The 21,643-nt window shown below is 46.0% G+C and carries 19 protein-coding genes; 11 read left to right on the top strand and 8 right to left on the bottom strand.

Going from position 1 to position 21,643, the window contains the following annotated elements; all coding sequences use genetic code 11:
- Positions 1-7 precede the first annotated feature (7 nt).
- From NSQ73_RS24880 to NSQ73_RS24840, 9 genes are all read left to right on the top strand, one after another.
- Entirely contained in the window at positions 8-1,579 is a 1,572-nt protein-coding gene (locus NSQ73_RS24880; RefSeq protein WP_340988571.1) for an extracellular solute-binding protein, read from the top strand.
- A gap of 20 nt (positions 1,580-1,599) precedes the next feature.
- Positions 1,600-2,772: a M24 family metallopeptidase gene (locus NSQ73_RS24875; protein WP_340988570.1), complete on the top strand. Its 1,173-nt coding sequence runs from the start codon at positions 1,600-1,602 to the stop codon at positions 2,770-2,772.
- A 26-nt stretch (positions 2,773-2,798) separates the two neighbouring features.
- Positions 2,799-3,884 (top strand): sugar phosphate isomerase/epimerase family protein, encoded by a 1,086-nt coding sequence (locus NSQ73_RS24870; protein ID WP_340988569.1) that lies wholly within the window; start codon positions 2,799-2,801, stop codon positions 3,882-3,884.
- Positions 3,877-4,842 carry a sugar phosphate isomerase/epimerase family protein gene (locus NSQ73_RS24865; protein ID WP_340988568.1) on the top strand — a complete coding sequence of 322 codons (966 nt, stop codon included), beginning with the start codon at positions 3,877-3,879 and terminating at the stop codon, positions 4,840-4,842. Before NSQ73_RS24870 ends, NSQ73_RS24865 begins: the two co-directional genes overlap by 8 nt.
- Before the next feature lie 329 nt (positions 4,843-5,171).
- A complete protein-coding gene (sigK, locus tag NSQ73_RS24860; protein ID WP_038587424.1) occupies positions 5,172-5,873 on the top strand; it encodes an RNA polymerase sporulation sigma factor SigK in 702 nt (233 codons plus the stop codon).
- 879 nt (positions 5,874-6,752) lie between these two features.
- A complete protein-coding gene (locus NSQ73_RS24855; protein ID WP_340988567.1) occupies positions 6,753-7,388 on the top strand; it encodes a TetR/AcrR family transcriptional regulator in 636 nt (211 codons plus the stop codon).
- 153 nt (positions 7,389-7,541) lie between these two features.
- Complete coding sequence (locus NSQ73_RS24850; protein WP_340988566.1) at positions 7,542-9,731, top strand: YhgE/Pip domain-containing protein; 2,190 nt, start codon at positions 7,542-7,544, stop codon at positions 9,729-9,731.
- Between the two features lie 58 nt (positions 9,732-9,789).
- Complete coding sequence (locus NSQ73_RS24845; RefSeq protein ID WP_340988565.1) at positions 9,790-10,572, top strand: SDR family NAD(P)-dependent oxidoreductase; 783 nt, start codon at positions 9,790-9,792, stop codon at positions 10,570-10,572.
- A 31-nt stretch (positions 10,573-10,603) separates the two neighbouring features.
- Positions 10,604-11,428, top strand: coding sequence for an N-acyl homoserine lactonase family protein (locus NSQ73_RS24840; protein WP_340988564.1), 825 nt, complete (start codon positions 10,604-10,606; stop codon positions 11,426-11,428).
- 134 nt (positions 11,429-11,562) lie between these two features.
- Here NSQ73_RS24840 and NSQ73_RS24835 read toward each other — a convergent pair whose 3' ends face one another.
- Positions 11,563-11,802 carry a hypothetical protein gene (locus tag NSQ73_RS24835; protein WP_340988563.1) on the bottom strand — a complete coding sequence of 80 codons (240 nt, stop codon included), beginning with the start codon at positions 11,800-11,802 and terminating at the stop codon, positions 11,563-11,565.
- Here NSQ73_RS24835 and sigK (NSQ73_RS24830) point away from each other — a divergent pair.
- Entirely contained in the window at positions 11,776-12,321 is a 546-nt protein-coding gene (gene sigK, locus NSQ73_RS24830) for an RNA polymerase sporulation sigma factor SigK (RefSeq protein ID WP_340989398.1), read from the top strand. The two genes, NSQ73_RS24835 and sigK (NSQ73_RS24830), sit on opposite strands and share 27 nt — an antisense overlap.
- 258 nt (positions 12,322-12,579) lie before the next feature.
- Here the strand turns inward: sigK (NSQ73_RS24830) and NSQ73_RS24825 are convergent, their stop codons facing one another.
- Positions 12,580-13,701: an NADH-dependent flavin oxidoreductase gene (locus NSQ73_RS24825; protein ID WP_340988562.1), complete on the bottom strand. Its 1,122-nt coding sequence runs from the start codon at positions 13,699-13,701 to the stop codon at positions 12,580-12,582.
- A 180-nt stretch (positions 13,702-13,881) separates the two neighbouring features.
- On the opposite strand from NSQ73_RS24825, the gene NSQ73_RS24820 reads away from it, so the two are divergent.
- Complete coding sequence (locus NSQ73_RS24820) at positions 13,882-14,304, top strand: MerR family transcriptional regulator (protein ID WP_340988561.1); 423 nt, start codon at positions 13,882-13,884, stop codon at positions 14,302-14,304.
- Positions 14,305-14,480: 176 nt separating this feature from the next.
- On the opposite strand, the gene NSQ73_RS24815 is transcribed toward NSQ73_RS24820, so the two are convergent.
- The 6 genes from NSQ73_RS24815 to NSQ73_RS24790 form a co-directional block, all read right to left on the bottom strand.
- The gene (locus NSQ73_RS24815; RefSeq protein WP_340988560.1) at positions 14,481-15,446 is read right to left on the bottom strand and encodes an NAD(P)H-dependent flavin oxidoreductase; all 966 of its coding nucleotides are present in this window, start codon (positions 15,444-15,446) and stop codon (positions 14,481-14,483) included.
- Positions 15,447-16,023: 577 nt separating this feature from the next.
- Positions 16,024-17,034 carry a glycoside hydrolase family 130 protein gene (locus NSQ73_RS24810; RefSeq protein WP_340988559.1) on the bottom strand — a complete coding sequence of 337 codons (1,011 nt, stop codon included), beginning with the start codon at positions 17,032-17,034 and terminating at the stop codon, positions 16,024-16,026.
- A 34-nt stretch (positions 17,035-17,068) separates the two neighbouring features.
- The gene (locus NSQ73_RS24805; RefSeq protein WP_340988558.1) at positions 17,069-18,022 is read right to left on the bottom strand and encodes a DUF1861 family protein; all 954 of its coding nucleotides are present in this window, start codon (positions 18,020-18,022) and stop codon (positions 17,069-17,071) included.
- A 30-nt stretch (positions 18,023-18,052) separates the two neighbouring features.
- Positions 18,053-19,612, bottom strand: coding sequence for an extracellular solute-binding protein (locus tag NSQ73_RS24800; protein ID WP_340988557.1), 1,560 nt, complete (start codon positions 19,610-19,612; stop codon positions 18,053-18,055).
- 58 nt (positions 19,613-19,670) lie between these two features.
- Positions 19,671-20,543: a carbohydrate ABC transporter permease gene (locus NSQ73_RS24795; RefSeq protein ID WP_340988556.1), complete on the bottom strand. Its 873-nt coding sequence runs from the start codon at positions 20,541-20,543 to the stop codon at positions 19,671-19,673.
- Between the two features lie 16 nt (positions 20,544-20,559).
- Entirely contained in the window at positions 20,560-21,495 is a 936-nt protein-coding gene (locus NSQ73_RS24790) for an ABC transporter permease (RefSeq protein ID WP_340988555.1), read from the bottom strand.
- Between the last annotated feature and the right edge of the window lie 148 nt (positions 21,496-21,643).

The raw sequence follows: 21,643 nt of genomic DNA, 5'->3' as shown, positions 1-21,643 counted from the left end.
GAAGCATATGAAACGACTCATGGGAGTGCAGAGCTTCGGAAGATGGAAGAAAACAGGGACCGCGTTGCTGATTGTTCTGTCTGCATTGACGGCCTGCTCGAACGGAGGGGACTCCGCAAGCACACAGGATCAGAAGGCGGGGGCAGAGGGCGGCGGACCGGCAACATTATCCATGCTGCTGGCAGACGGCGGAGTTCCGTTCAGCAAGGATTGGCCGACCTTGGTTGAACTGGAGAATAGAACGAATGTGAAGCTGGATGTCCAGGCGGTCCCTTCCGATTATCAGAGCAAAGCCAAGATCGTGCTAAGCTCGGACAAAATCCCCGATATGGTAACGAGTGTGCAGCAGCCTACGGTTCTGGAGATGAGCGAAACCGGGGTGCTGCTCCCGGTCAGTGATTATCTGGACAGGCTTCCGCATCTCAAGAGCCGGATTGAAGAGTTCCGGATTGATAAGGAGCTGGACAACTGGAGAGGCACAGACGGCAAGCTGTATGTCTTTCCGTTCATGAAGGATTATGCCAACTATAACCGTTCGCCGCTGATCCGTTCGGATCTATTGGAGCAGAACGGGCTTCAGGCGCCGGCGAATACGGATGAGCTGTACACGCTTTTGAAAAAATTAAAAGAACTTTATCCGGACAGCTATCCTCTGACCGGAACCAGTGCAGAGGACCTGCGGACCATGTTCGGCACGGCCTGGGGAGTCGATGCGAACTACAAGGGCTTTATCTTTGACGAAGCTGCGGGGCAATATGAGTATTTATTTACCAGCGACAAGTACAAGGCTTATCTCACCTACCTGAACCGGCTGATCGATGAAGGGCTGGCTGATCCGGAAATGTTCACATCCACCAGTGATCAGCTGATGCAAAAAGTATCGACAGGCAAGAGCTTTGTCTATTTCTACTGGAATGGCGAGCACAAGAGCGCGATCAATCTGCTGGGCAAGGAAAACAGCGGACCGGAATTCGAAATTTCCATGCTTGAGCCTATCGCTGGTCCGGCGGGCAAAAAAATGCTGGTCGGTGACCGTATTTCGAACGGGATGGTGATTCCGGCCTCAGCAGCGGACAAGCCGTATTTCAATGAGCTGTTGAATTTCATTGATTATCTCTACTCTGACGAAGGTATCGATTTGCTGACCTGGGGAATCGAAGGGGAGACATATACGGTGGTGAATGGGGAGAATCAATTTACCGAAGAGATGCTGCATAAAGACAATCTGAACCGGGCCCTGTGGGAAATCGGCGCCGCCAATGGCTCCTACGTGATGCTCTGGCCGTACAAGTGGTTTGCGGCAGTGCTGGGCGATCCGGATTTTGAGACAATGACGGAAGTCGCCAACAGCGAGAACTGGTTCGCGGATGTGACCAAAGTGCCTTCGCTATCCTCGGCGCAGCGGGAGGAAGAGAATTTGATCTACGCTTCGGTCAATGACTATTTTGCCAAAATGACGGAGCAGTTCGTATATGGCACCCAATCCATAGAGAGTGATTGGAATGCTTATGTGAAGGAAATGAACTCCATGGGAGTCGACAAGCTGAAGAAGATGTACAACGATTCGCTGCACGAATAAGAATGCCCAAAGGAGAGCTGATGATGATAGCCAACGAAACGGAGCGAAGAATAGCCATTCTCCAGACAACACTGGTCAACCGGGGGATAGGCGCGCTGGTTGCTTTTGCCAATGGCACACGCGAGGGTGCCGGCACGGTGAGGTATCTGACCGGTTGGATGCCGTTTAATTCTGAGGTATTTCTGGTGGTTCCGGCCAAGGGTAGAGCGGTTGTTGTATCCGCCGACAAGAACAGGGCACGGGCGTTCCGGATGCGGTTCGGCGCAGAGGGTGAGGTTGTGAAAACAACGGATTTGTACGGTTCTCTGCAAGAGGTACTCTCGCGGCTGGTTCCTGCCGGCACAGTGGTGGCCTATACTGGGGACGCCGACTTTACGGTTAAGCAATCGGCAGAATTCTTTGCCTTGCTGAGTGAATACGACAGGCTGGACGGAAACGCTATTGTGAATGTCCAGCGGCTTGAACGCACGCCGTATGAAGCTGGCAAACACCGCAAAGCGACTGAAATCGCCGATAAGCTGGTGGCCCATGCCATGGGCATCGCTTCGGTGAAGGGAATCACCGGGGCGGAGATTATGGCAGAGGTCGAATATCTTGGGAGAAGGCTGGGGGCGGACTCGTCCTCCTGCTGGCTGGCCATCGGCGAACGTCCGCCGGAAACCTATTTTGAGCTGTTTGAGCTGGTCGAGCCGGTCGGTCCCCATTCCAGGGTGCAGATCGGAACGACGGTATGCCTGGACGGATACTACTCCCAGGTGCTGCGGATGGGAATGTTCAGTGAGCCTTCGCCCGAGCTGCAGAGCACTTCTGCCGCGATTATCCAAATGCAGGATGCCGCTCTGGCCAAAATGGTGCCGGGGACACCCGTTCATGAGCTTGTCGATGTGCTCGAAGAGATGATCGATGCCCATTGTCCATATACAAGGACAACCGATCCCTTCCGTTTCCAGTCGATACACGGTATGGGCAACAGCTACAGTGAGCCTGGCGTCGCTCCTTTTCTGAATGCGGGCCGGGATAAATCGCTGGATGCCGGTTCGCCGCTGGTGCGGGAACACATGGTCTTTGAGGTGCATCCCAATTTCACGATGCCCGAGCTGGGTCATGTCTGTCACGGGGATACAGCCGTCGTGGGGAAGAACGGGGGAGCCTGGCTGTCGAAGACGCCGCGGGGCATTTATCGCCTGTCATAAAATCATAACCGAGGGGGACATAAGATATGCGCATTGGTGCCGATGGGAAATATCTGCCGGGAGGGCAAAATCTGAATCCGGTAGAGAAGCTTGAATATGCCCATAGTCTGGGCCTAGAGGGATTATTCTTCCGTACCATTCTTGATATCAGCCCCAAGCTGGACCGCCTGCAAATCGGGGCCGTGCAGCAGAAAGCGCAGGAGCTCGGCCTGTATTTGGAGGCTGGGCTTGGCCGGGTGAACCCCTATACGAATCCTGAAACGCCGGAGCTGCGGGCGGCCGGCGACGGGGATGTCCTGCTGGGCTTCCGCCGGATGATGGAGGCTGCAGCGGCGGCGGATATCCGGGAGCTGTGGATTTCCACCGGGGGGGCCAAGCCCTATAAGGGGAGATTCGGGACCGATAGGTTCCGTACCGATGTGCTCTGGGAGGAGCAATTGGAAGCGACGCTGCGGCTGCTGCTGAAGCTGAAGCCCATTGCCCTTGACCTGGGGCTTCATCTGAATATGGAAACCCATGAAGAAATCACTTCCTATGAAATTGTGCGCCTGATTGAAGCCGTCGGGTCCGAAGTGATGGGTGTTGTTTTTGACACAGCCAATGTGATGATCCGCGGGGAGCATCCGGTACTCGCGGCTAAACGCCTCGCTCCCTATGTCCGCCAGTCGCATATCAAGGATGCTTACCTTGAATTGACCGACGGCGGTGTGTATCAGCGCGCAATGCCGGGCGAAGGGAACGGTGCGGTAGATTTCCGCGCAGTACTCACGGAGCTGAACCGCTATAACCCGGATGTGACGTTATCCTTCGAGGCCCAGGTCTCGCGGAATGGCCGGATACCCGGAGAACCGATGCTTATTGAAATCTATGATCCGGAGTGGATTCAGGGGCATCCGGATCTGACGCGGGAGGATTATGCGGCTTATTATGAGCTGGCAAGGAATTATACGGAGGGGATACGCAGCGGAGAGTTCAAGAGCTGGCAGACGCTGAATGCGGAACGATTTGAAGAGGAGGAGGCTGTTCAAGCGGTGGTTTCCTCCCGTATTTATATGGACAGGCTCTGCCGGGAGCTGGGGATCAAGCGTGAAGGGGGTTCTTCCCATGTCTAGGATTCCTTCCGGCCGCAAGGGGATATTCACCAAAGAGTTGCCAGGTCCGTCCACTCCGTTCAGAGAGGCGGTTATGGAAGCGGAAAGCCATGGAATCGGCGGCCTGTATCTGGGTTCTCCGCGCAGCATCAGCCCGGAGCTGAATCCTGCCGAGCTGGCGGAGGCCGGGCAGTTCGCCGGGAGCCGGGGGGTGACCCTGGGCATTTCTGCCGGGATGCTCAATCCTTATCAGCCCGGGCGTTCGGAGGAGGCGCTTGCGGCGGGCAGCGGAGATTGGGCCCTGGGGCTGCTCAGGCTGATCGAAGCTGCACGGTGCCTGGGCCAGCGGGAGGTGATGCTGGTCGTCGGCACGGAATACGACCGCTTCAACCGCTCGGTAGAGTGGGGGGAGCAGCTCAAGGCGGTCGCAGGCTTCCTGCGGCGGATCACCCCGGATGTCCGCTCCCTCGGCTCACGCATTCTGATCAAAACCCATCAGGAAATCACATCATGGGAGGTGATCCGGCTGCTGGACAGTCTCGATCCTGAACTGTTCGCAGCCGCATTCGATCCCGTGAATCTGATCGTGCGGATGGAGAATCCGCTGGCGGCGGCGGAACGGCTGGCCGGCCGCATAGGCCAGGTTCACCTCGATGACGCGCGGCTGCAATGGAGGGGAAGCGGGCTGGCCCGGGCCTTGTGTCCGATAGGAAGCGGCTGCATCCGCTGGCCGGAGCTCATTATGAAGGTCCGGACAAGCGATCCCGATGCCTGGTACTGGGGGGAGCTTCATCAAGCCGAACTGGTGATGCCCTTCCTGTCGCCGGGCTGGTTCACTGACCATCCCGATATCATGCTGGAGGAAGTATCGTCTTGGCTTGGCGGCGCACAGCCGCTGACCGCAGCTCCTGAATCTCTTGTCGGCTCAAGGGCCGGTCGGGTAGACGCCCTGTTGGCATTTCTTGATTATCACTGTTAAATGAACTGAGCGTAAGCCAGCTCCGGTCCGCTTTATTCGGTGACCGTGGCTGGCTTTGCTTTACTGCAGGCTGACTGCTGTATTCGTGGCCGGGTTCCCTTTGGAAATGAGTAAGGGTCTCCAACCTCCGCCGGCATATGCCATCTGGTCTGTCGTGCAGCCAGAAGCATCTGAGGCCCGCTTTTAAGGGGAAGCGCTCCTTAGCCCGTACCTATTTCTCGCGTACATGCACTTCTAGGCATCTACCCACATACAATAAAAGGACCATGAACCCGTAGTTCTCGCTTGCAGATCGGTTTCATTGTACATGTGCGGGAGGTGTCGCCAAGTTGCCTGGAATCATAAGCACGATTGCGCTGCTGATCAAAGAACTGACGCTGCTGGTATCTTACGTAAGGAACAATGCTTTTCCCCAGCCTCTATCGGAGCAGGATGAGAGCAAATACTTAGGGATGATGGCCGAGGGGGACGCTAAAGCACGAAATTTGCTAATTGAGCATAATCTGCGGCTTGTTGCCCATATAGTCAAAAAATTCGACAATACAGGTGAAGATATGGAGGATTTAATCTCCATCGGTACGATCGGGCTGATCAAGGCGATTGAGAGTTACCGCCCGAACAAGGGCACGAAGCTTGCGACTTTTGCAGCTCGTTGTATAGAGAATGAGATTTTGATGCACCTTCGTTCGCTGAAAAAAACCCGTAAAGATGTGTCCCTGCACGATCCGATTGGGACAGACAAGGAAGGGAACGAGATCACGCTGATTGATATCCTCGGATCTGAGGCCGACGATGTGATCAAGGAAGTTGACCTTAAAATCGAGAAAAGCAAGATTTACCGCAATCTTGATATTCTCGATGAACGCGAGAAGGAAGTCGTAGTTGGCCGCTTCGGGCTGGATACAGGCGGGGAAGAGCGGACGCAGCGGGAGATTGCGAAGGATCTGGGGATCTCGCGGAGTTATGTGTCGCGTATAGAGAAAAGGGCGCTGATGAAGCTGTATCATGAGTTTTATAAGGCGAAGCGGTAAACTCTAATCACAAGGTAATATCCGTTAACAATAGAGCATTTATAAAGCAACTTGTCCTCGGATGAGTTGCTTTTATTTTAAATACGCAGTGTGTGAGTTTAAATCAACTTCAGGATGCACAATAAAAAGAAGAGTCCACAATGAGCTGAAAAGAAGTAAATGATCTCCGTGTTCAATTGTTACATACTTATGAAAAGCATGAAAAGTATCAGGGGCAAAATCAGTGAGATGTAAATTATTTCAAAAGACAGTTTTTCCTGATAGAGGATATAGTTCAAAAGATTTTTGTATTAAACCAACTCATAAAAATACAGGAGAAGAGGAGAGAGCAAATTGTTAAGTGGTGCTCTGAAGAATACTTTAAATAAGCGATTCTACAAAAGTATTACCAGTTATTAAAGATACACTGTTTATTTAAGCGACTTGAGGAATGGCAGTTATAGAAGTGTCAAACAAACATAAACATAAAAATGAGCCGTCCTGTAATCTCAGGACGGCTCATTTTGCCATTATAGAAGTTCTAGCTGGCTATGCAATTGGCTTCTTGCTGTTAACTCTGGTGTACTTTTACGTCAGAGTAATCGCCGAACGGAAGAAATGGAACTGGTATCTGCTTTGATTTAGTCGAGATCAATTGACAAGTAACCTCCCGCAGAATACCAAAGTCGCCATCGAAATAACCCCCCCACTTTGTAGAGGGTTATTTTATCAATGTTCTGTAAGGAGCCTTGAGTATCGGTCATATAGGCAGCAGTATGTGGTTCACAAGGTAAGATAAATGAAATTTTACCTGCGCGTTTATTAAAATAGTTGACTTGAAAAGAATAAGTGATATATTTAACTGAACGAACGTTGAACCAAAGTGTTGAGGAGGCTGGAATGATTAATAAAAAAGGACAACCTGGTAAAACGCGTAGTGAACAAGCCGTTGAGACGCGGCAGTGCTTACTTGATACTGCAAAGAAATTATTTGCGACTAATGGCTATACTCTAACGTCGGTTCGAAGTATCAACAGAGAATTAAGCATGTCTGATGGAATACTATATCATTATTTCCCTGGTGGAAAAAAGGAAATTCTCTCTGTGATTTTACGCGAAGGACTTCAAAGAAGTTTTGCAGTGATGAGTGAACTAAATGATGAACTTGAAGATATGCCATTGCGCGAGGCACTAAATAGAATTTATTGGCAAGGTGATCGATTGTTTTCGGACGATCCAGATCTATTTCAGATTCTTTTGAAAGAAAGTGATAATTTAGAGCTCAATGAAACTCAATTGCTATCGGATGTGCTATTGGAAAGGACTAAATGGTTTACTGGCTTTTTAGCCCGTAGATATGAGAACGGAGAAATTAGAGAAATGGATTTCTCCATTGCATCCCAAAACTTTTGGGCTTCAAGTCTAACTAATTGGATCGGTAAATTGCTAAAGATTGAGTTTTTGCGTAAGTTAGAGTCAGATACAGACCGAGAGAAAATTATTGAACACACTTTAAATTTGTGGCGGATCCCTTAATCCTTGATTAAGGGAAAAATTTTTAATTTTCATTCACCAATCGTTCGATCAATTTAAATGTATTGTATTGGATTTTATCGGATTTTATTTTTTGGTAGGCAAGCTTAGGAAGGCTTAACGACTTAAGTAATAAGACATATAGAGGTGTTCAACATGAAAATGCTATTTAAAGAGTGGAGAAACATATTTTCAAATAAATTAGTCTTGATTTCTTTAATCGTTATAAGTCTTGTTCCCCTACTTTACAATTCATTCTTTCTTTCCTCATTCTGGGACCCATACGGAAAAATAAATGATTTGCCTGTAGCTGTTATTAATAATGATACCGGTGCAATTGTAGGAGGAAAGCAAGTAAATATCGGGTCCGCTTTCGTGAACGAACTGAAGAATAGTAATGTATTCAAATGGAGATTTTCAGAGGATACCGAAAAGGAATTAAATGAATTAGATAAAGGCAAAATATATATGGTTATTGAAGTGCCAGAGGATTTTTCGCAAAGTGCAGCAACGTTACTAGATCAGAATCCTGAAAAAATGAAATTAAACTATTTTACAAATCCGGGTCATAATTACGCTGCTTCACAAATGGTAAATTCAGCAATATCAAAAATGGAAATTCAAGTGGCAGATGAAGTAAGAAAACAGTATTCTAAAATGATTTTTGAAAGTATGGAATCACTTGCAACTGGCTTTCAGCAAGCGAGCGAGGGATCTCAAAAACTTGGTGAAGGAGCACTAGATCTAGTTGAAGGAACAAAGATCTTGAATGAGAATACAAAAAAACTTGCTGACAGAACTGAAGCCTTTAACGAAGGGCTGGGACTAACTCAAGATAGTACAGAAAAACTTGTTAATGGGATTACAAACGTTAGTGATAATGCCTTACTTTTGAGCAATGGGGCCGAGCAAGTTACTGGAGGAACCTTAGATTTTACGAACGGCGTCTCAAAACTTGAACAGGGGCTTAGTAAGCTAGACTCAACAGGAAATAAGCTAGTCGAAAATGGCGTTCAATTAGTATCCGGCTCTTCGAAGTTAACGAACGGTTTACTTCAGTCCTCGAAGGGAATAGAACAAATCCAGGAGAGTATGAACTCTTATATTTCCAGCGTTGACCATGTAAAAGAAGTAATTAACTCATTAAAACGTGATTCAGTAGAAGATGCTGAAAATCAGAAACAGATTGAACTACTTTCAGAACAAATGCAGCAACTTTCTACACTGGGGACCCAACTTACAGAATCTATTGGGGACATCTCAGAAGCTCAGGTTACTCTACATGAGAGTTCAGCAACTATAAATGCAAATGGCCAACGATTTATTGATGGAGTGAAACTATTTCACTCTAACGTGGAGCAGTCACACATCGCTACTAAACAATTGGTGGATGCCATCCCAGTTCTTCAAAACGGAATGCAGCAGATGGCTACAAATACAAAAAAACTAAGCTCAGGTTTAGTTCAATTAAAACAAGGTGGAGATGAGCTGGAAAGCGGGATCGAAAAGCTCAGAGATACAGGCCTCCAATTCCAAAGCGGAACGGGGATGTTGGCTGAAGGAACCAATAAGCTACAAGCAGGCATTATTAGTTTGGCATCAGGAGTTGAAGAACTAAGCAATGGACTTACACATGGGGCTAGTCAGACTAGCGGGATAGATAATGTTTCTGAATCCACGTACGACATGTTTGCTTCTCCAACTGAACTTGTTTCGCATATTGAGCATGAAGTTCCGAAATATGGAATGTCGATGGCTCCGTATGTTATCAGTATAGGGTTATTCGCGTGTGCGATGATGTTCTCGACAGCTTACAAATCAAGAGAAGCTTCTATGGAGCCGAAGTCTGCTATAGCGTGGTTTTTTAGCAAGTACACAGTGGTTCTAGCTGTTTCAATTCTTGGTGCAGTATTATCTATACTACTACTACTTGAAGGCTTCCATCTTGAAGTTCAGAGTGTCTGGAGATTTAGTCTGTTCACTATATTAGTAGCGGTCACATTTATGACGCTTGTCTTCTTGCTTAGTGTTGCTCTGGGACAGCCCGGACAATTTATTGGATTTATTATTCTTCTTATGCAAGTGTCAGGAAGCGAAGGCACTTTCCCGTTAGTTCTGACTCCAAAGCTCTTTCAAAACATAAGTAGCTTTTTACCAATGACTTATGCTATTCGAGGATTCAGACAAGTTATTTCAATTGGTACTGATTACGGATATCTATGGACCCAAGCCGGAATCCTTGGAGGATATATTTTACTTTTCGTTATTCTTCTAATTTTATCTTTCAAACAATTGACTAAAGGGTATACCAAGAAACAGCTGATTAATAATTCCGTGTCATATTAGAACTGAGATGTTTTTAATTATTTTTAATAAATATTTGATAAATGGGGGAACACCGGAAATGAAACAAACAGTACTGATAACAGGCGCTACAGGTGGCATTGGATATGAACTTGCTGAAGTTTTTGCGGAAAATAACAATAATTTAGTACTCATTGCAAGAAACCAAACCCGTCTGCTGGAGATAAAGCAGTTATTCGAAAAAAAGTACAAAATCAAAGTGTTTATCCTAGGCAAAGATCTTTCTGAAAAGGATGCTGCTGTAGAGATTTACCAAACAATTAAGCAGCAAAAAATTACAGTTAATGTGTTAGTGAATAATGCCGGATTTGGTGACTTTGGAGAATTTCATAAGACAGATTGGCAAAAACAATATGAAATGGTTCAGGTGAATATTATTGCCTTGATGCAGCTAACCAGATTATTTGTTCCCGAAATGATCTCATTAAATCATGGGAAAATTATGAATGTCGCTTCGACAGCTGCTTTTCCCCCGGGTCCCTGGATGTCTGTGTATTATGCATCTAAAGCTTTTGTTCTCTCATTTTCAGAAAGTATAGCTCAAGAACTAAAGCACACTGAAGTGGCAGTTACAGTTCTATGCCCAGGACCAACAGAAACTGGATTTGTAGAAAAGGCGGATCTTAATGATTCTAAGTTATTCAAAAGTAATAATATTGCAGATGCAAAGAGTGTAGCCGTATATGGCTATAAGAAGTTAAATAAAAAAGTTATTATTGCTATTCCTGGTTTGGGAAATAAAATAACCGCTTGGGGACAGCGCTTTGTCCCGCGTTCATTAGTAAGAAAAATAATGTATAAAAAGCAAGCGCCTATTCGTTAATCAAAGATAATCAATATAGGAGAGATTTCAAATGAGTAAAGAAATTAAAATTCATGTTATGCATACAGGTCAAGTTCAAACAGATATTGCTTTGCCATTTAACAATCAAAAAACGTTGAATCCCTTTGCTTTTACGGGAATTCTTCGCTCAAAAAAACATCAAAACAAACTTCCGGTTTCTGTATATTTAATTGAACATCCTAAGGGACTAATTTTAGTTGATACAGGATGGCATACTGATGTTCGTAAAGATCAAGAAAAGTATATGGGCAGAATACATTATCAAATCAACAAGGCGATTCTACCAGAAGGAACAGCTGTAAATGAACAATTAATAAAAAAGGGCTTCAAGACAAGTGATTTAGATTATGTTCTATTAAGTCACTTGGATATTGACCATGCGAGCGGAGTTAAGCTTGTAGGTGATGCTAAACACATTTTAACTAGTGATATTGAATGGGCGGCAGCCTCTAAAAGCCCAGTACGTTACCTTAGTCATATGTGGAAAGGAGTCAATATCGAAACTTTTCACATGAAACAATCCCAATACGGTCCTTTTCATCAATCGTTTGATTTGTTTGGTGATGAATCAGTAGTTCTTGTTTATACTCCAGGCCACAGTAAAGGTATGACAGCAGTTCTGGTGCAACGTGAAGGGAAATATGTTTTGTTAGCCAATGATTGCGGATATGCCGCAAAGTCTTGGGAAGAGATGATCCTACAAGGGGTATTAGTCAATAAAAAACAGGCGGTTGATTCACTTCAATGGGTTAAGAAGATGTCCGAACAATCAGGTTGTATCGAAGTCCTTGCTAATCATGACCAGAATGTCAAACCGCATGTTATTGTTGTGTAAAGAGAAGAAGGAGTAGGAATAGAGTAATGTGAATTTAGCTTGAAAATGTCAATCCAACTGGCCGTTATAAGGGGAATAACACACGATCGATAATCCAGGACGGCGGGTTATTAATTCGTATGCCCGTTAGTAGACTATTTTGATCCAGAATTAAAAGGTGTGATGGGATAAAGTTGTTTTGCCTGCTTGTTTTGCCAATTGACGGCAAAGCCGCCTACACCGCCAGCGTCACCGTGGATGAAAATTGACTGTGTAACGCTTTCGCCAATTTCTTTCACCACTCCTGCTGCGTCAAGAAAGTGAACAAACAGGAACTTAAGTAAATCAATTAGAATCGAAATCGATCGATATTGGTTTGTTTTTTTACATCGCATCGTGTCCACAACCTCAAAAAATTCGATAACACCGGCGAAGACATGGAGGATCTTATCTCCATCGGTACGATTGGATTGATTAAAGCAATTGAAAGCTACCGCCCTAATAAGGTGACAAAGCTGGCTACCTTTGCTGCCCGCTGTATTGAAAACGAAATCCTGATGCACCTTCGTTCGCTGAAAAAAACCCGCAAGGACGTGTCCCTGCACGACCCGATTGGGACAGACAAGGAAGGGAACGAGATCACGCTGATCGACATCCTCGGTTCCGAGGCTGACGATGTGATCAAGGAAGTTGACCTTAAAATCGAGAAAAGCAAGATCTACCGCAACCTCGATATTCTCGATGAACGCGAGAAGGAAGTCGTAGTTGGCCGCTTCGGGCTGGATACTGGTGGAGAAGAGCGGACGCAGCGGGAGATTGCGAAGGACCTAGGGATCTCGCGGAGTTATGTGTCGCGGATTGAGAAGAGGGCGCTGATGAAGCTGTATCATGAGTTTTATAAGGCGAAGCGGTAAAAAAAGATAAGTATAAAACAGTATCCGTTAACAATACAGCGGTAAAGCGACTTGTCTGTGGATGAGTTGCTTTTTATTTTTCTTGTGCATCTCAGGAGTTGGAAAGACATGAGAAGTAACAAGGGCTATATCAGATACAAATAAATCATTTTTAAAGACAGTTTTTCTTGACGGAGGTCCAAATGATTAGTAAAGAAACCCGAAGTCTCATAAAAGACTTGGGTTTCTCGTCAGCCTGACTAGCCTTTAGGCTACTTTTTATTTACTAATATTAAACCAACCTGGCATGGCTTGAATTACATTTGAAAGTTTTTCCGGAATATTAAGCTGGTCGAGTTTCGAAACGTTCAACTCAGAATCCACCTCGGCTTCACGTCCATTTGCGACCTTCTCAACCCAATTAGGATCTATAATTAACGCATGCCCAATGGCGACTAGCGGCAATCCTAATTCTACAGCTTTAAGAGCATTATCCGGTGTTACTATGGAACCAGCAGCCAACACAGGTACCTTACCGTTTGCTCTCTCAAGAATTAATTCAAGCCGTGTTTTCTCATCTTGACTATCTACAGGCTTTGAAGACACATTATCTAGTGAAGCATGAATATAATCTAAATCCTGTTCAACTAGGAAATCAATTAATTCATACGTATCTTTCATACGTAATCCGTCCATTTTGTGAGATTCTTCAGGGGAAAGTCGGTATCCAATAATGAATGGTTTTGTAGCTTGCTTTTCAATGACGCTTTTGACTTCTTTAATAATCGCCAACGGAAAACGTAAGCGATTTTCAAGTGATCCTCCCCATTGGTCCATTCGTTGATTTGTTGCTGGCGACCAAAAATTCTGTATTAAAAATCCATGAGCCCCATGAATTTCGACGCCATCAAATCCGGCTTCAATCGCTCGTCTTGTTGTGTCTCCAAAAGCACGTACAATCGACAAGATCTCCTCATGAGATAGTTCTCTTGTTTCTGGAGTTGAACCTAAATTAGTAACTTCGGGTTGCAATGCACTCGCACTAACTGCATCCAATCCAGGCAGGACTTTATTTCCAGCATGGAAAATCTGTAGTATCGCAGGAGAGCCTCCACTTTTTGCTGCCTCAGCTAATCTTCGTAAACTTGGAGTGAATTCATCATTGTACCCAGCGAATTCATTCGTAAAGCCCTGCCCATTAGGTGTAACATGAGTACACCCTGTAATGACGAGTCCTACTCCATTCACTCTTTGTTTGTAATACTTTACTTCGTCATCCGAAATGGTAAGGTCGTCATTACTTGACCATGTTGTCATGGGTGCCATAACAACTCTATTCTTCATTGTTATTCCGCTTCTGAAGGTAAAGGATTCAAATAACCGGCTATATTTCTGATTCATTTCATTAACCTCGCTATCATAGTTTATTTTCTGCTTCAGTATATTTGATTCCCGTTACGGTAAGTAAAGGTTTTTTTATTTGATTGCATATTTGTGTGATTATATATGAATGTTGTGTTCTTATTCTCTTTTATGGTATATCTTTAGTTACAGTAACTATAACTAAAGGTGGATAAGTAGATGACGTATTCAATGACATATGTGGTGGAGAATTATAATGTATCTGCAAAGACACTTCGATTTTATGAAGAGCAAGGGATATTACCAGATATTTCTCGTGACGAAAAAGGACGTAGAGTGTATAGCGAACAACAAATAGATTGGATTTCTTTTATTCGTTGCCTCAAAGAGACAGGAATGCCTCTTATGAAAATAAAAGAATACAAGGAACTCTATGAATTAGGCAATTCTACCTTTTTACAAAGAGAAGAAATGTTAATTCAGCATAAATTGGATGTGCAGAAGAAGATTGATGAAAGCTTCAGACACTTAGAGGAAATAAATTATAAAATAGCTATGTACAACCTTCAGAAAGAAGAAGTCATAAAAAATCCCAATCATATTTTTAAATGTCACGGTTTGGAGGTTAAGGTAGCGAATTAATGTACGTTAAAATAACCAATTCGAATCGGAAACGATCGTGGTAATCTTTAGTTAAATTCAAAACAAAAGCTAATTAAATATAACTAAATTTGAGTATCAAGCAAAAAAACCACTTATGCTCGGAAATCCCAAGCTTGCTTAAGTGGTTAATCGTGCTTTTGAATCTTAGAACAACCTTAAATTGTCGGGTTCAATGCCCCTTGATACTCATTCATTAAATTGTCGATAATCTGCTGTACGGACAAAATCTCTTTAATCTCATGAACTCTGGACCCGGCAAAAACCAATCCGTTCTTAACATCTCCTCTAAGGGAAGTAAGCAGGGATTCCATTGTACAGAAGCGATGTGAACAAACCTTTAGACAATCATAGCATTTGACTATCTTTAATTTGGCATCATTACTGATCCGGTCCGTAAATTCATTTCGAATCGCTCTTCCTTCCAGACCCACAGTAGACTTGATTAGGACAGTATCTCCTTGCTGAGCATCTACATACCTTTGCTTGAAGGCTAAGGGAGCATCACACTCATGGCTTGCCACAAAACGGGTACCCATTTGAACACCAGATGCGCCAATCCGAAGGGCTTTTGCGATATCATCCCCTGTCAGAATTCCACCCGCAGCAATAACCGGAATCGAAACGGCCTCTAAGACTTCAGGAAGGATATCAAACATGGGTCTGTCTGTACCTAAATGTCCCCCGGCTTCGAACCCTTCCACAACGACTGCGGAGGCACCAAGTCTTTCGGAAATTCGGGCTAATTTGGCGGATGAAACAATAGTTACGACAGGAGTACCATATTCTCTACCCCAAGCATAAATATCTCTAGAAATTCCGGCTCCGGAAATAATAAAGTCAACCTTTTCCTCCAAAGCAACCTTCATTTTCTCGGCAAAGTCCTTCACTGCGAATAGTACATTCACACCGATATAGCCAATTCCTTTAGAGAGTTCTCTTGTTTGGCGAATATGCATTCTCAGCTCTTCAGCAGTGATCCCTGTACCAGAGATGGTGCCGATCCCACCCGCATTGGCTACAGCAGCGGCTAGTCCACTTAAGGATATGCCTACACCCATTCCACCTTGAATAACAGGAACTCTCGATTTAATATGTCCGAATTGGATTGTTGGAAGTTTCAATTACACACCTCTTTCGCAAGTTGAAGGAATACGATATATCGTAACACAGTTAAGTCTTTCCTGGATGTGACTGTAAACATGCTCAAACTATGTTAAATATCATGTCTTTCCACTTGTGATACAATATTTTAAATTGAAGTATTGCTTGTTAATGATGATATTCAAAGGAGATTTAGAATGAAACGCTTTCGCTGGAGCATTGCAGTTTATTTCGTGCTGTTCGTGTTTTCAGGAAGCCGTTCCGCATATCCGCTATGCTGATTACCGGGCGTACTATGAAGCGGTTCTGCTGTTGGAGGAAGGGAAAGGTGCACAAGCGCGGGAACATCTTGAGTCAATCAGGAAGCAATGGATGAGATCAGCGCTGCTCACAGAAATTGAACTCCAAGCAGGTAATAGCGAAACTGCTATCACTCATGCCAGGGAAGCAGTAAGCGCTTCGAGAGGCGTCCAGCGTTATGTGTTACATAAGGAATACGAAAGAACGTTACCGCAAGCTGTTGAAGCATAGTTTGAAAAAACGGGTATCATCCTCATTCAAGGATGATACCCGCTTCTGTTAGTTAGGATGCCAGTCTCACTGTCCCAAACAAAGCCTAATCAAATCATCTACATGGGCGGTAGCCAGACATTCCACGGTATCGGCGGCTCCGTAATAAATTTTCACTTCGCCATCGTCCTCCAGGATCATGCCGCCGGGGAAGATGACATTATTGCGGAAGCCTCCGTCTATTTCGTAGGGGGCTTCAGGTGCAAGCAGCGGCGAGGCACTCATCCCGAGAATCTTCTTCGGATTGTCCAGGTCAAGCAGCATAATACCTGCGGTATACCGCTTCTTCCAGGACGGCTCCCAGCCGTGCTTCCCTCTGGCGGGATCGATATCCACCGCATGGAAGGTGGTGAGCCAGCCTCGATCCGTCTTCACTGGCGGCGCTGCCGGACCGATCTTGTCATTGGCGAACGGTACCTGCTCCACCGCCAGCAGCAGATCCGAACGTCCCCAATAGATCAGATCCGGCGACTCCGAGATCCAGGTGTCGAACCGGTCCTTGCCTCCGCGGCTGTATACGGTGAACGGCCGTTCCAACCGCACATAGTTGCCGTTGATCTTCTCCGGGAACAGTACCATATTCCGCAGGTCCGGCGTAGACAAGCTCAATATTTCAAAGGATTCGAAGTCATCCGTGACTGCGACCCCTCCCCGGATACCATGCCGTGTATCTACAGCGAAGCACATGTAGCAGCGGCCGTCAATCACCGTCAGACGCGGATCGTAAGCGCGCACGACCTCTTCGTCATGCAGCTTGAATACCGGCTTGGGCCCTGCCGTCCAGTGAATTCCGTCTTCACTGAAGGCGATACCCAGATCCGTTGTATTAGTCGGTTCAAGGGTCTGCTTGTCGAGTGAGCCATAGTCATTGCGGAATACCATCACATACCGGCCGCCGAACTTAACCACTCCTGCATTGAACACAAGTGCGGTGGGATAAGGGACCCGGGCCGCATCCAGCACAGGGTTGACCGGATGACGGTGAATGAGCGGACTGGATGCCAAAGCTCCTATGATGGGTGTATTTGTATTAGTCATCGTAGAATATCCTCCTTGGATTATGAACTGCGTGCTAGACAATGCTTCCATAGGGTGCGAACGGATAGTCGATCGTAATACGTCCGGCCTGGCAATCACCAACGCCGCTGTACAGATCAGCCTTGCCGTCCCCCCGCATCACGATCCCCGAAGAAAAGACGCAGTCCGTCAAATATGGGAACTTGGCGGGTCCCGGCGGGTAGCAGGAACGGCTTCCAATCAGATGCAGGTCATGGGATTCCCTGGTGATGGGATCGAAGATAAAGGCCATATTCAAATATACCTTTAGAAGCTTGCCATCCACATCCTTATCCTGATAACAAATATGGCCGATAATTCCGATCTTGCCGCTGTCCAGCAGATAAGCCTGATTGACGCCTCCCCATTCGCCTGCACCAAAAATACCATGAATGTAAGGTGCATTCTCAATGATGTCTGCAGTCAACTCTTCCAGCTTGTCAATAACGGTGAAGCCGATCATGGATTCGCTGCCGTATTGGCCTCTCATCTCGCTGCCCCGCGGGCGCGAGAAGACGCCAATCCTGCCGTCCGCCAGAGCAACAAGGCGAATATCTTTCATTTTGTTAGGACCGGTAGTGAAGTAGTACAAATCGTGGAGGTCAGTCCCCCGGTAAAAATACCCGAAAAACGTGCTGTATTTGCCGCTTTGATATTGCACATGCGTTCCGCCCAGGACAAGCTCATCACCGATTTCACTGATAAACGGGTCCTCCAGCGTATAAATCATGCTATTATCTACCACGGTCCACTCATCGTGACCGGTCTCCTCGAAGAGGCGGACCCAGGAGCGTGCCCATTCTTCGCGGCGTTCTACCCGGCCGAACAAGTAACGTTTGCCATCCCGTTCAAAAGGAATCGAAATATTATAGACATCAAACCCTTCCACGTTTTTAAATGATAAGGTTGCGCTTTCATAAATGGTTTTTGACGCTTCAAATTCTTTTTTTTGCTGATGCAGGCTCAACATTTCCCCACTCCTTTATTGTATCAGCTCTTTTTATTGAAGAGAAGATTGATACTCCTGAAACTGTTTTTGGTATTCCGCAACTACCTTGTCCAGACCCGCTTTCTTCATTTTGTCCAGTGCTTCGGTGAAGGCTGTGTCGTAGTCCAGAACCCCCATATAGATCGGAGTAATGCTGGCTGAAGCTTCCGAGAGAATATTAGTATATTCAGTTCTCACATTCGTTGGATCAAAAATAAAGTTGGCCGCAATACTATTGACCGCTTTGGGATTTGGCTCAAATAAGACTTTGTTATTGTCAGGAATACTGTTCTCCAGGTCAAAGCGCATAAAGTTCACATTCCCGTTCTGCGAGTCGGAGCCCCTGTACCTCGGATTGTTATTGTTATTCGGATCTTTGATCGGCTTTAGGCCCTTTTCGCCATCTTTGGTGTAGTGCTCACCCTCTATGCCATATTGAACCAGATCATAATTGTCCTGACTGGCCAGCATCCAATCCATGAATTTAACGGCTGCCTCCGGATGTTTGCTGTTCACCGGTACGGCATTTCCGTTCTTGAAGGAGAGGGGCCGCAGATATTCTTTCTCCGGGTTAAACCATGCCACTCCGATATCGTCTACTGTAGCTTCCGGATTGTATTTCTGGAGCCCGTTCAAGCTTCCGCCGGTTCCCAGACGAACGAACCACTCCCCGCTGTCGAGCTGAGCATCTACCTGCTCCTGCTTCATAACTAAGATATCAGGATTCGTAATTCCCTTGGTGTACAGCTCGCGCATGAAAGCAGCATCCTTCTTGAATTCTTCCGTCTCAATCCAGGATTTGACCTCTCCGTTCTGATTGACATAAAAGAACTTATCTTTAACGGTGAACGGGAAGCTGTCATAACTCCGGTGTAAGATGGAGGTATGCAGGGATATCGGGTCAAAATCGGCCCGGGTGCCCAGATAGGGTTTGTTTTTCCCCTTCCAGTTCTTCATCACAATCTCCCAGGTGCTAATCAATTCAGCCGGAGTTGTCGGCTCCTTCAGATTGTTCTCGCGGAGAATGTCGCGGCGGATATTGAATTGCCCCTCGCTCGCCATTTCAACCCAGTAGGAGGGAACGATATAATATTTCCCGCCGATGGTTGCTCCGTTGAAGATATCCTCCGGAATATGCTTTTTGAGGTTTGCTCCATATTTTTCAATTTCCTCTGAGATATCTGCCAGCGCCCCCCGGGTGTAGTAGTTGGAGAACGGAGTGCGGTCCTGCATGACATGGAACAAATCGAACTCTTCACCGGTGGACAGCATCAGGTTCAGCTTCTGGTCCCACGCATCCCAGGGGATGAAGATTTTCTCCACTTCAACGCCGACACCATCTGCAGCCAGCTTCTCATTGACTTTTTCGAACACCTTTTGGTAATCTTTGGGCTCGGTGCCGGGAACCACGTATTTGATCCGGACGACCTCAGAAGTATTATTATTGTCCGACTTCGGGGATGAAGCATTATTCTCCCCGTTTGCAGCCGGGCTGTCGGACGCCTTGCCGCACCCGATCAGTGTAGAAAGGGCAAGCACCACAGCACATAGAATGGCGTAATGTTTTTTCATGAATAATATAGACCTCCTCTGTTTATGCCTTATTTATGTTAACCCCTAAGGGATGACATCAGCCTTTAACTGAACCTATAACCAGACCTTTCACGAAGTACTTTTGCAGATACGGGTAGAGGAAGATGATCGGTCCGATCGTCACGATGGCTGTTGCCATCTTGACCGACTCCGAAGGAAGCGTAACGTCGCTTGTTCCGGCCAGCATGGCCATCTCGTTCAGCATACTGATCTCCGATTGCATCTGCAGCAGCATAAATTGCAGCGGATACAAATCTTTGGTGTCAATCAGCATGATCGCATTCCACCAGTTATTCCAATAATCCAGTCCATAGAAGAGAGCAATGGTCGCGAGTACCGGCTTACATAAAGGAAGGTAAATCTTAAAAGCAATGACAATATCACTCGCTCCGTCTATGGTAGCTGATTCCCGCAGCGAGTCGGGAATTCCGTTCATGAAATTGCGTACAAGGAAGAGGTTGAACGGGCTGAACAGGAGCGAAGGAATAATCAGAGCCAAGATATTATTGGTTAATCCGAGCGACCGGTTCATCAGATACCAGGGCACAATCCCGGCTGTGAAAATCATGGTGATAAAGAAGTAAAGAGCCAGCAGATTGCGGTTTTTCACATTTTTGTTCGCTAGTGTATAGCCTGCCATAGAAGTAATTAGAATAGCCAGCGTGGTACCGACGATCGTGACAAAGATAGAAATTCCATAGCTCTGAATGACTTGAGAGCCGCCCGTGAAGATCAGCTTATAGGCATATAGAGAGAATTTCTCCGGAAAGAGGCTGTAGCCGTTCTTAAGAATAGCATCCTCATCCGTGATGGAGATCATCAGCACGAGCAGCATCGGAAGCAGGCAAAGCGCCGAATACACCGCAGTCAGCGTGTACATGACCGTCTTACTGATTGACATTTTTTTCATAGTTACTCCTCCGGATTTAGTATAATGCGCCATCTTTAAAGAACCTGCGGGTAATGGCATTGGTACCAAAGACTAGGATAAATCCGATGACCGACTGGAAAAGTCCAACAGCCATGGCTTCGGAGGGGTCGCCGATCTGCCGCAAGGACCGGAATACATACGTATCAATGATATCCGTGGTCGAATATAGGGTGCCGTTGTCACCGATGAGCGCATAGATCATCCCGAAATCGCCGTACATAATTTTGCCGACAGAGAGCATCGTTAGGATAATAACCGTGGGCATCATCAGCGGAAGCGTAATCCGAAAACACATCTGCAGGCGGTTAGCCCCGTCAATCTCGGCTGCTTCATACAACGTCTCGTCGATACCGGTAATGGTCGCCAAGTAGATAATGGCACTCATTCCGGCCCCCTTCCACACATGCATGACGGTAAGAATCGCCGGCCAGGACTGTGCCTCGGTATACCAGTTCACTGAGGACATGCCGAGCTGGTTCAGCGTTTTGTTCACAATTCCCATATCCATCGAAAAAAGCGCATACAGCACATAGCTAATGACGATCCATGAGATGAAATTCGGGAATAACATCAGGGATTGACTGATCTTAACAAACAGCTTCTTGCGCAGTTCGTTTAGAACCAGTGAAATGGCCAGCGCCATCAGCGTACCGAAAATAATAAAGAGTAAATTGAGGTAAATGGTGTTAAAGGTGACCGTAAGCGCTTTGTTGGACCGGAAGAAAAACTCAAAGTTTTTGAATCCCACCCATTCGCTATGAAATATTCCCTTGGTATAATTAAAACGCTGGAAAGCAATGACCATATAAGGATACGTCATATAGCCGAAAATAAACGTGTATGCCATTGCCGGCAAAACCAACAAATAGGATGTACCATTCCTGCGGATGTCAGAAAGAATGCTTAATCCTGGACGCCGTTTTTTTCTCAATTCCTGTTCCCCCCATTTGTTATAAATGACGATTGCCTTGATTCCAGATTAGCCATACCCTCCCGAAGAGTCTATTTCAAAACCTGGAAAACGCTTTCAAATTCAAACTCAAGGCTTTCAAAAAAACGGAATGACTTTCATTTTGGCC

The sequence above is a fragment of the Paenibacillus sp. FSL R10-2736 genome, assembly GCF_038000245.1.
Taxonomy (GTDB): Bacteria; Bacillota; Bacilli; order Paenibacillales; family Paenibacillaceae; genus Paenibacillus_AQ; species Paenibacillus_AQ phytohabitans.
Note: the sequence above shows the minus strand (reverse complement) of the source record. Positions and strands in the feature narration are given on the sequence as shown.

Excerpts from the sequence above, each read along its gene's own strand:
- NSQ73_RS24795 (WP_340988556.1), bottom strand. The coding sequence starts at position 20,543 with ATGAAAAAAATGTCAATCAGTAAGACGGTCATGTACACGCTGACTGCG.
- NSQ73_RS24845 (WP_340988565.1), top strand. The coding sequence starts at position 9,790 with ATGAAACAAACAGTACTGATAACAGGCGCTACAGGTGGCATTGGATAT.
- NSQ73_RS24840 (WP_340988564.1), top strand. The coding sequence starts at position 10,604 with ATGAGTAAAGAAATTAAAATTCATGTTATGCATACAGGTCAAGTTCAA.
- NSQ73_RS24820 (WP_340988561.1), top strand. The coding sequence starts at position 13,882 with ATGACGTATTCAATGACATATGTGGTGGAGAATTATAATGTATCTGCA.
- NSQ73_RS24810 (WP_340988559.1), bottom strand. The coding sequence starts at position 17,034 with ATGACTAATACAAATACACCCATCATAGGAGCTTTGGCATCCAGTCCG.
- NSQ73_RS24825 (WP_340988562.1), bottom strand. The coding sequence starts at position 13,701 with ATGAATCAGAAATATAGCCGGTTATTTGAATCCTTTACCTTCAGAAGC.
- NSQ73_RS24805 (WP_340988558.1), bottom strand. The coding sequence starts at position 18,022 with ATGTTGAGCCTGCATCAGCAAAAAAAAGAATTTGAAGCGTCAAAAACC.
- NSQ73_RS24850 (WP_340988566.1), top strand. The coding sequence starts at position 7,542 with ATGAAAATGCTATTTAAAGAGTGGAGAAACATATTTTCAAATAAATTA.
- NSQ73_RS24870 (WP_340988569.1), top strand. The coding sequence starts at position 2,799 with ATGCGCATTGGTGCCGATGGGAAATATCTGCCGGGAGGGCAAAATCTG.
- NSQ73_RS24835 (WP_340988563.1), bottom strand. The coding sequence starts at position 11,802 with ATGCGATGTAAAAAAACAAACCAATATCGATCGATTTCGATTCTAATT.
- NSQ73_RS24880 (WP_340988571.1), top strand. The coding sequence starts at position 8 with ATGAAACGACTCATGGGAGTGCAGAGCTTCGGAAGATGGAAGAAAACA.
- NSQ73_RS24865 (WP_340988568.1), top strand. The coding sequence starts at position 3,877 with ATGTCTAGGATTCCTTCCGGCCGCAAGGGGATATTCACCAAAGAGTTG.
- NSQ73_RS24855 (WP_340988567.1), top strand. The coding sequence starts at position 6,753 with ATGATTAATAAAAAAGGACAACCTGGTAAAACGCGTAGTGAACAAGCC.
- NSQ73_RS24800 (WP_340988557.1), bottom strand. The coding sequence starts at position 19,612 with ATGAAAAAACATTACGCCATTCTATGTGCTGTGGTGCTTGCCCTTTCT.
- NSQ73_RS24875 (WP_340988570.1), top strand. The coding sequence starts at position 1,600 with ATGATGATAGCCAACGAAACGGAGCGAAGAATAGCCATTCTCCAGACA.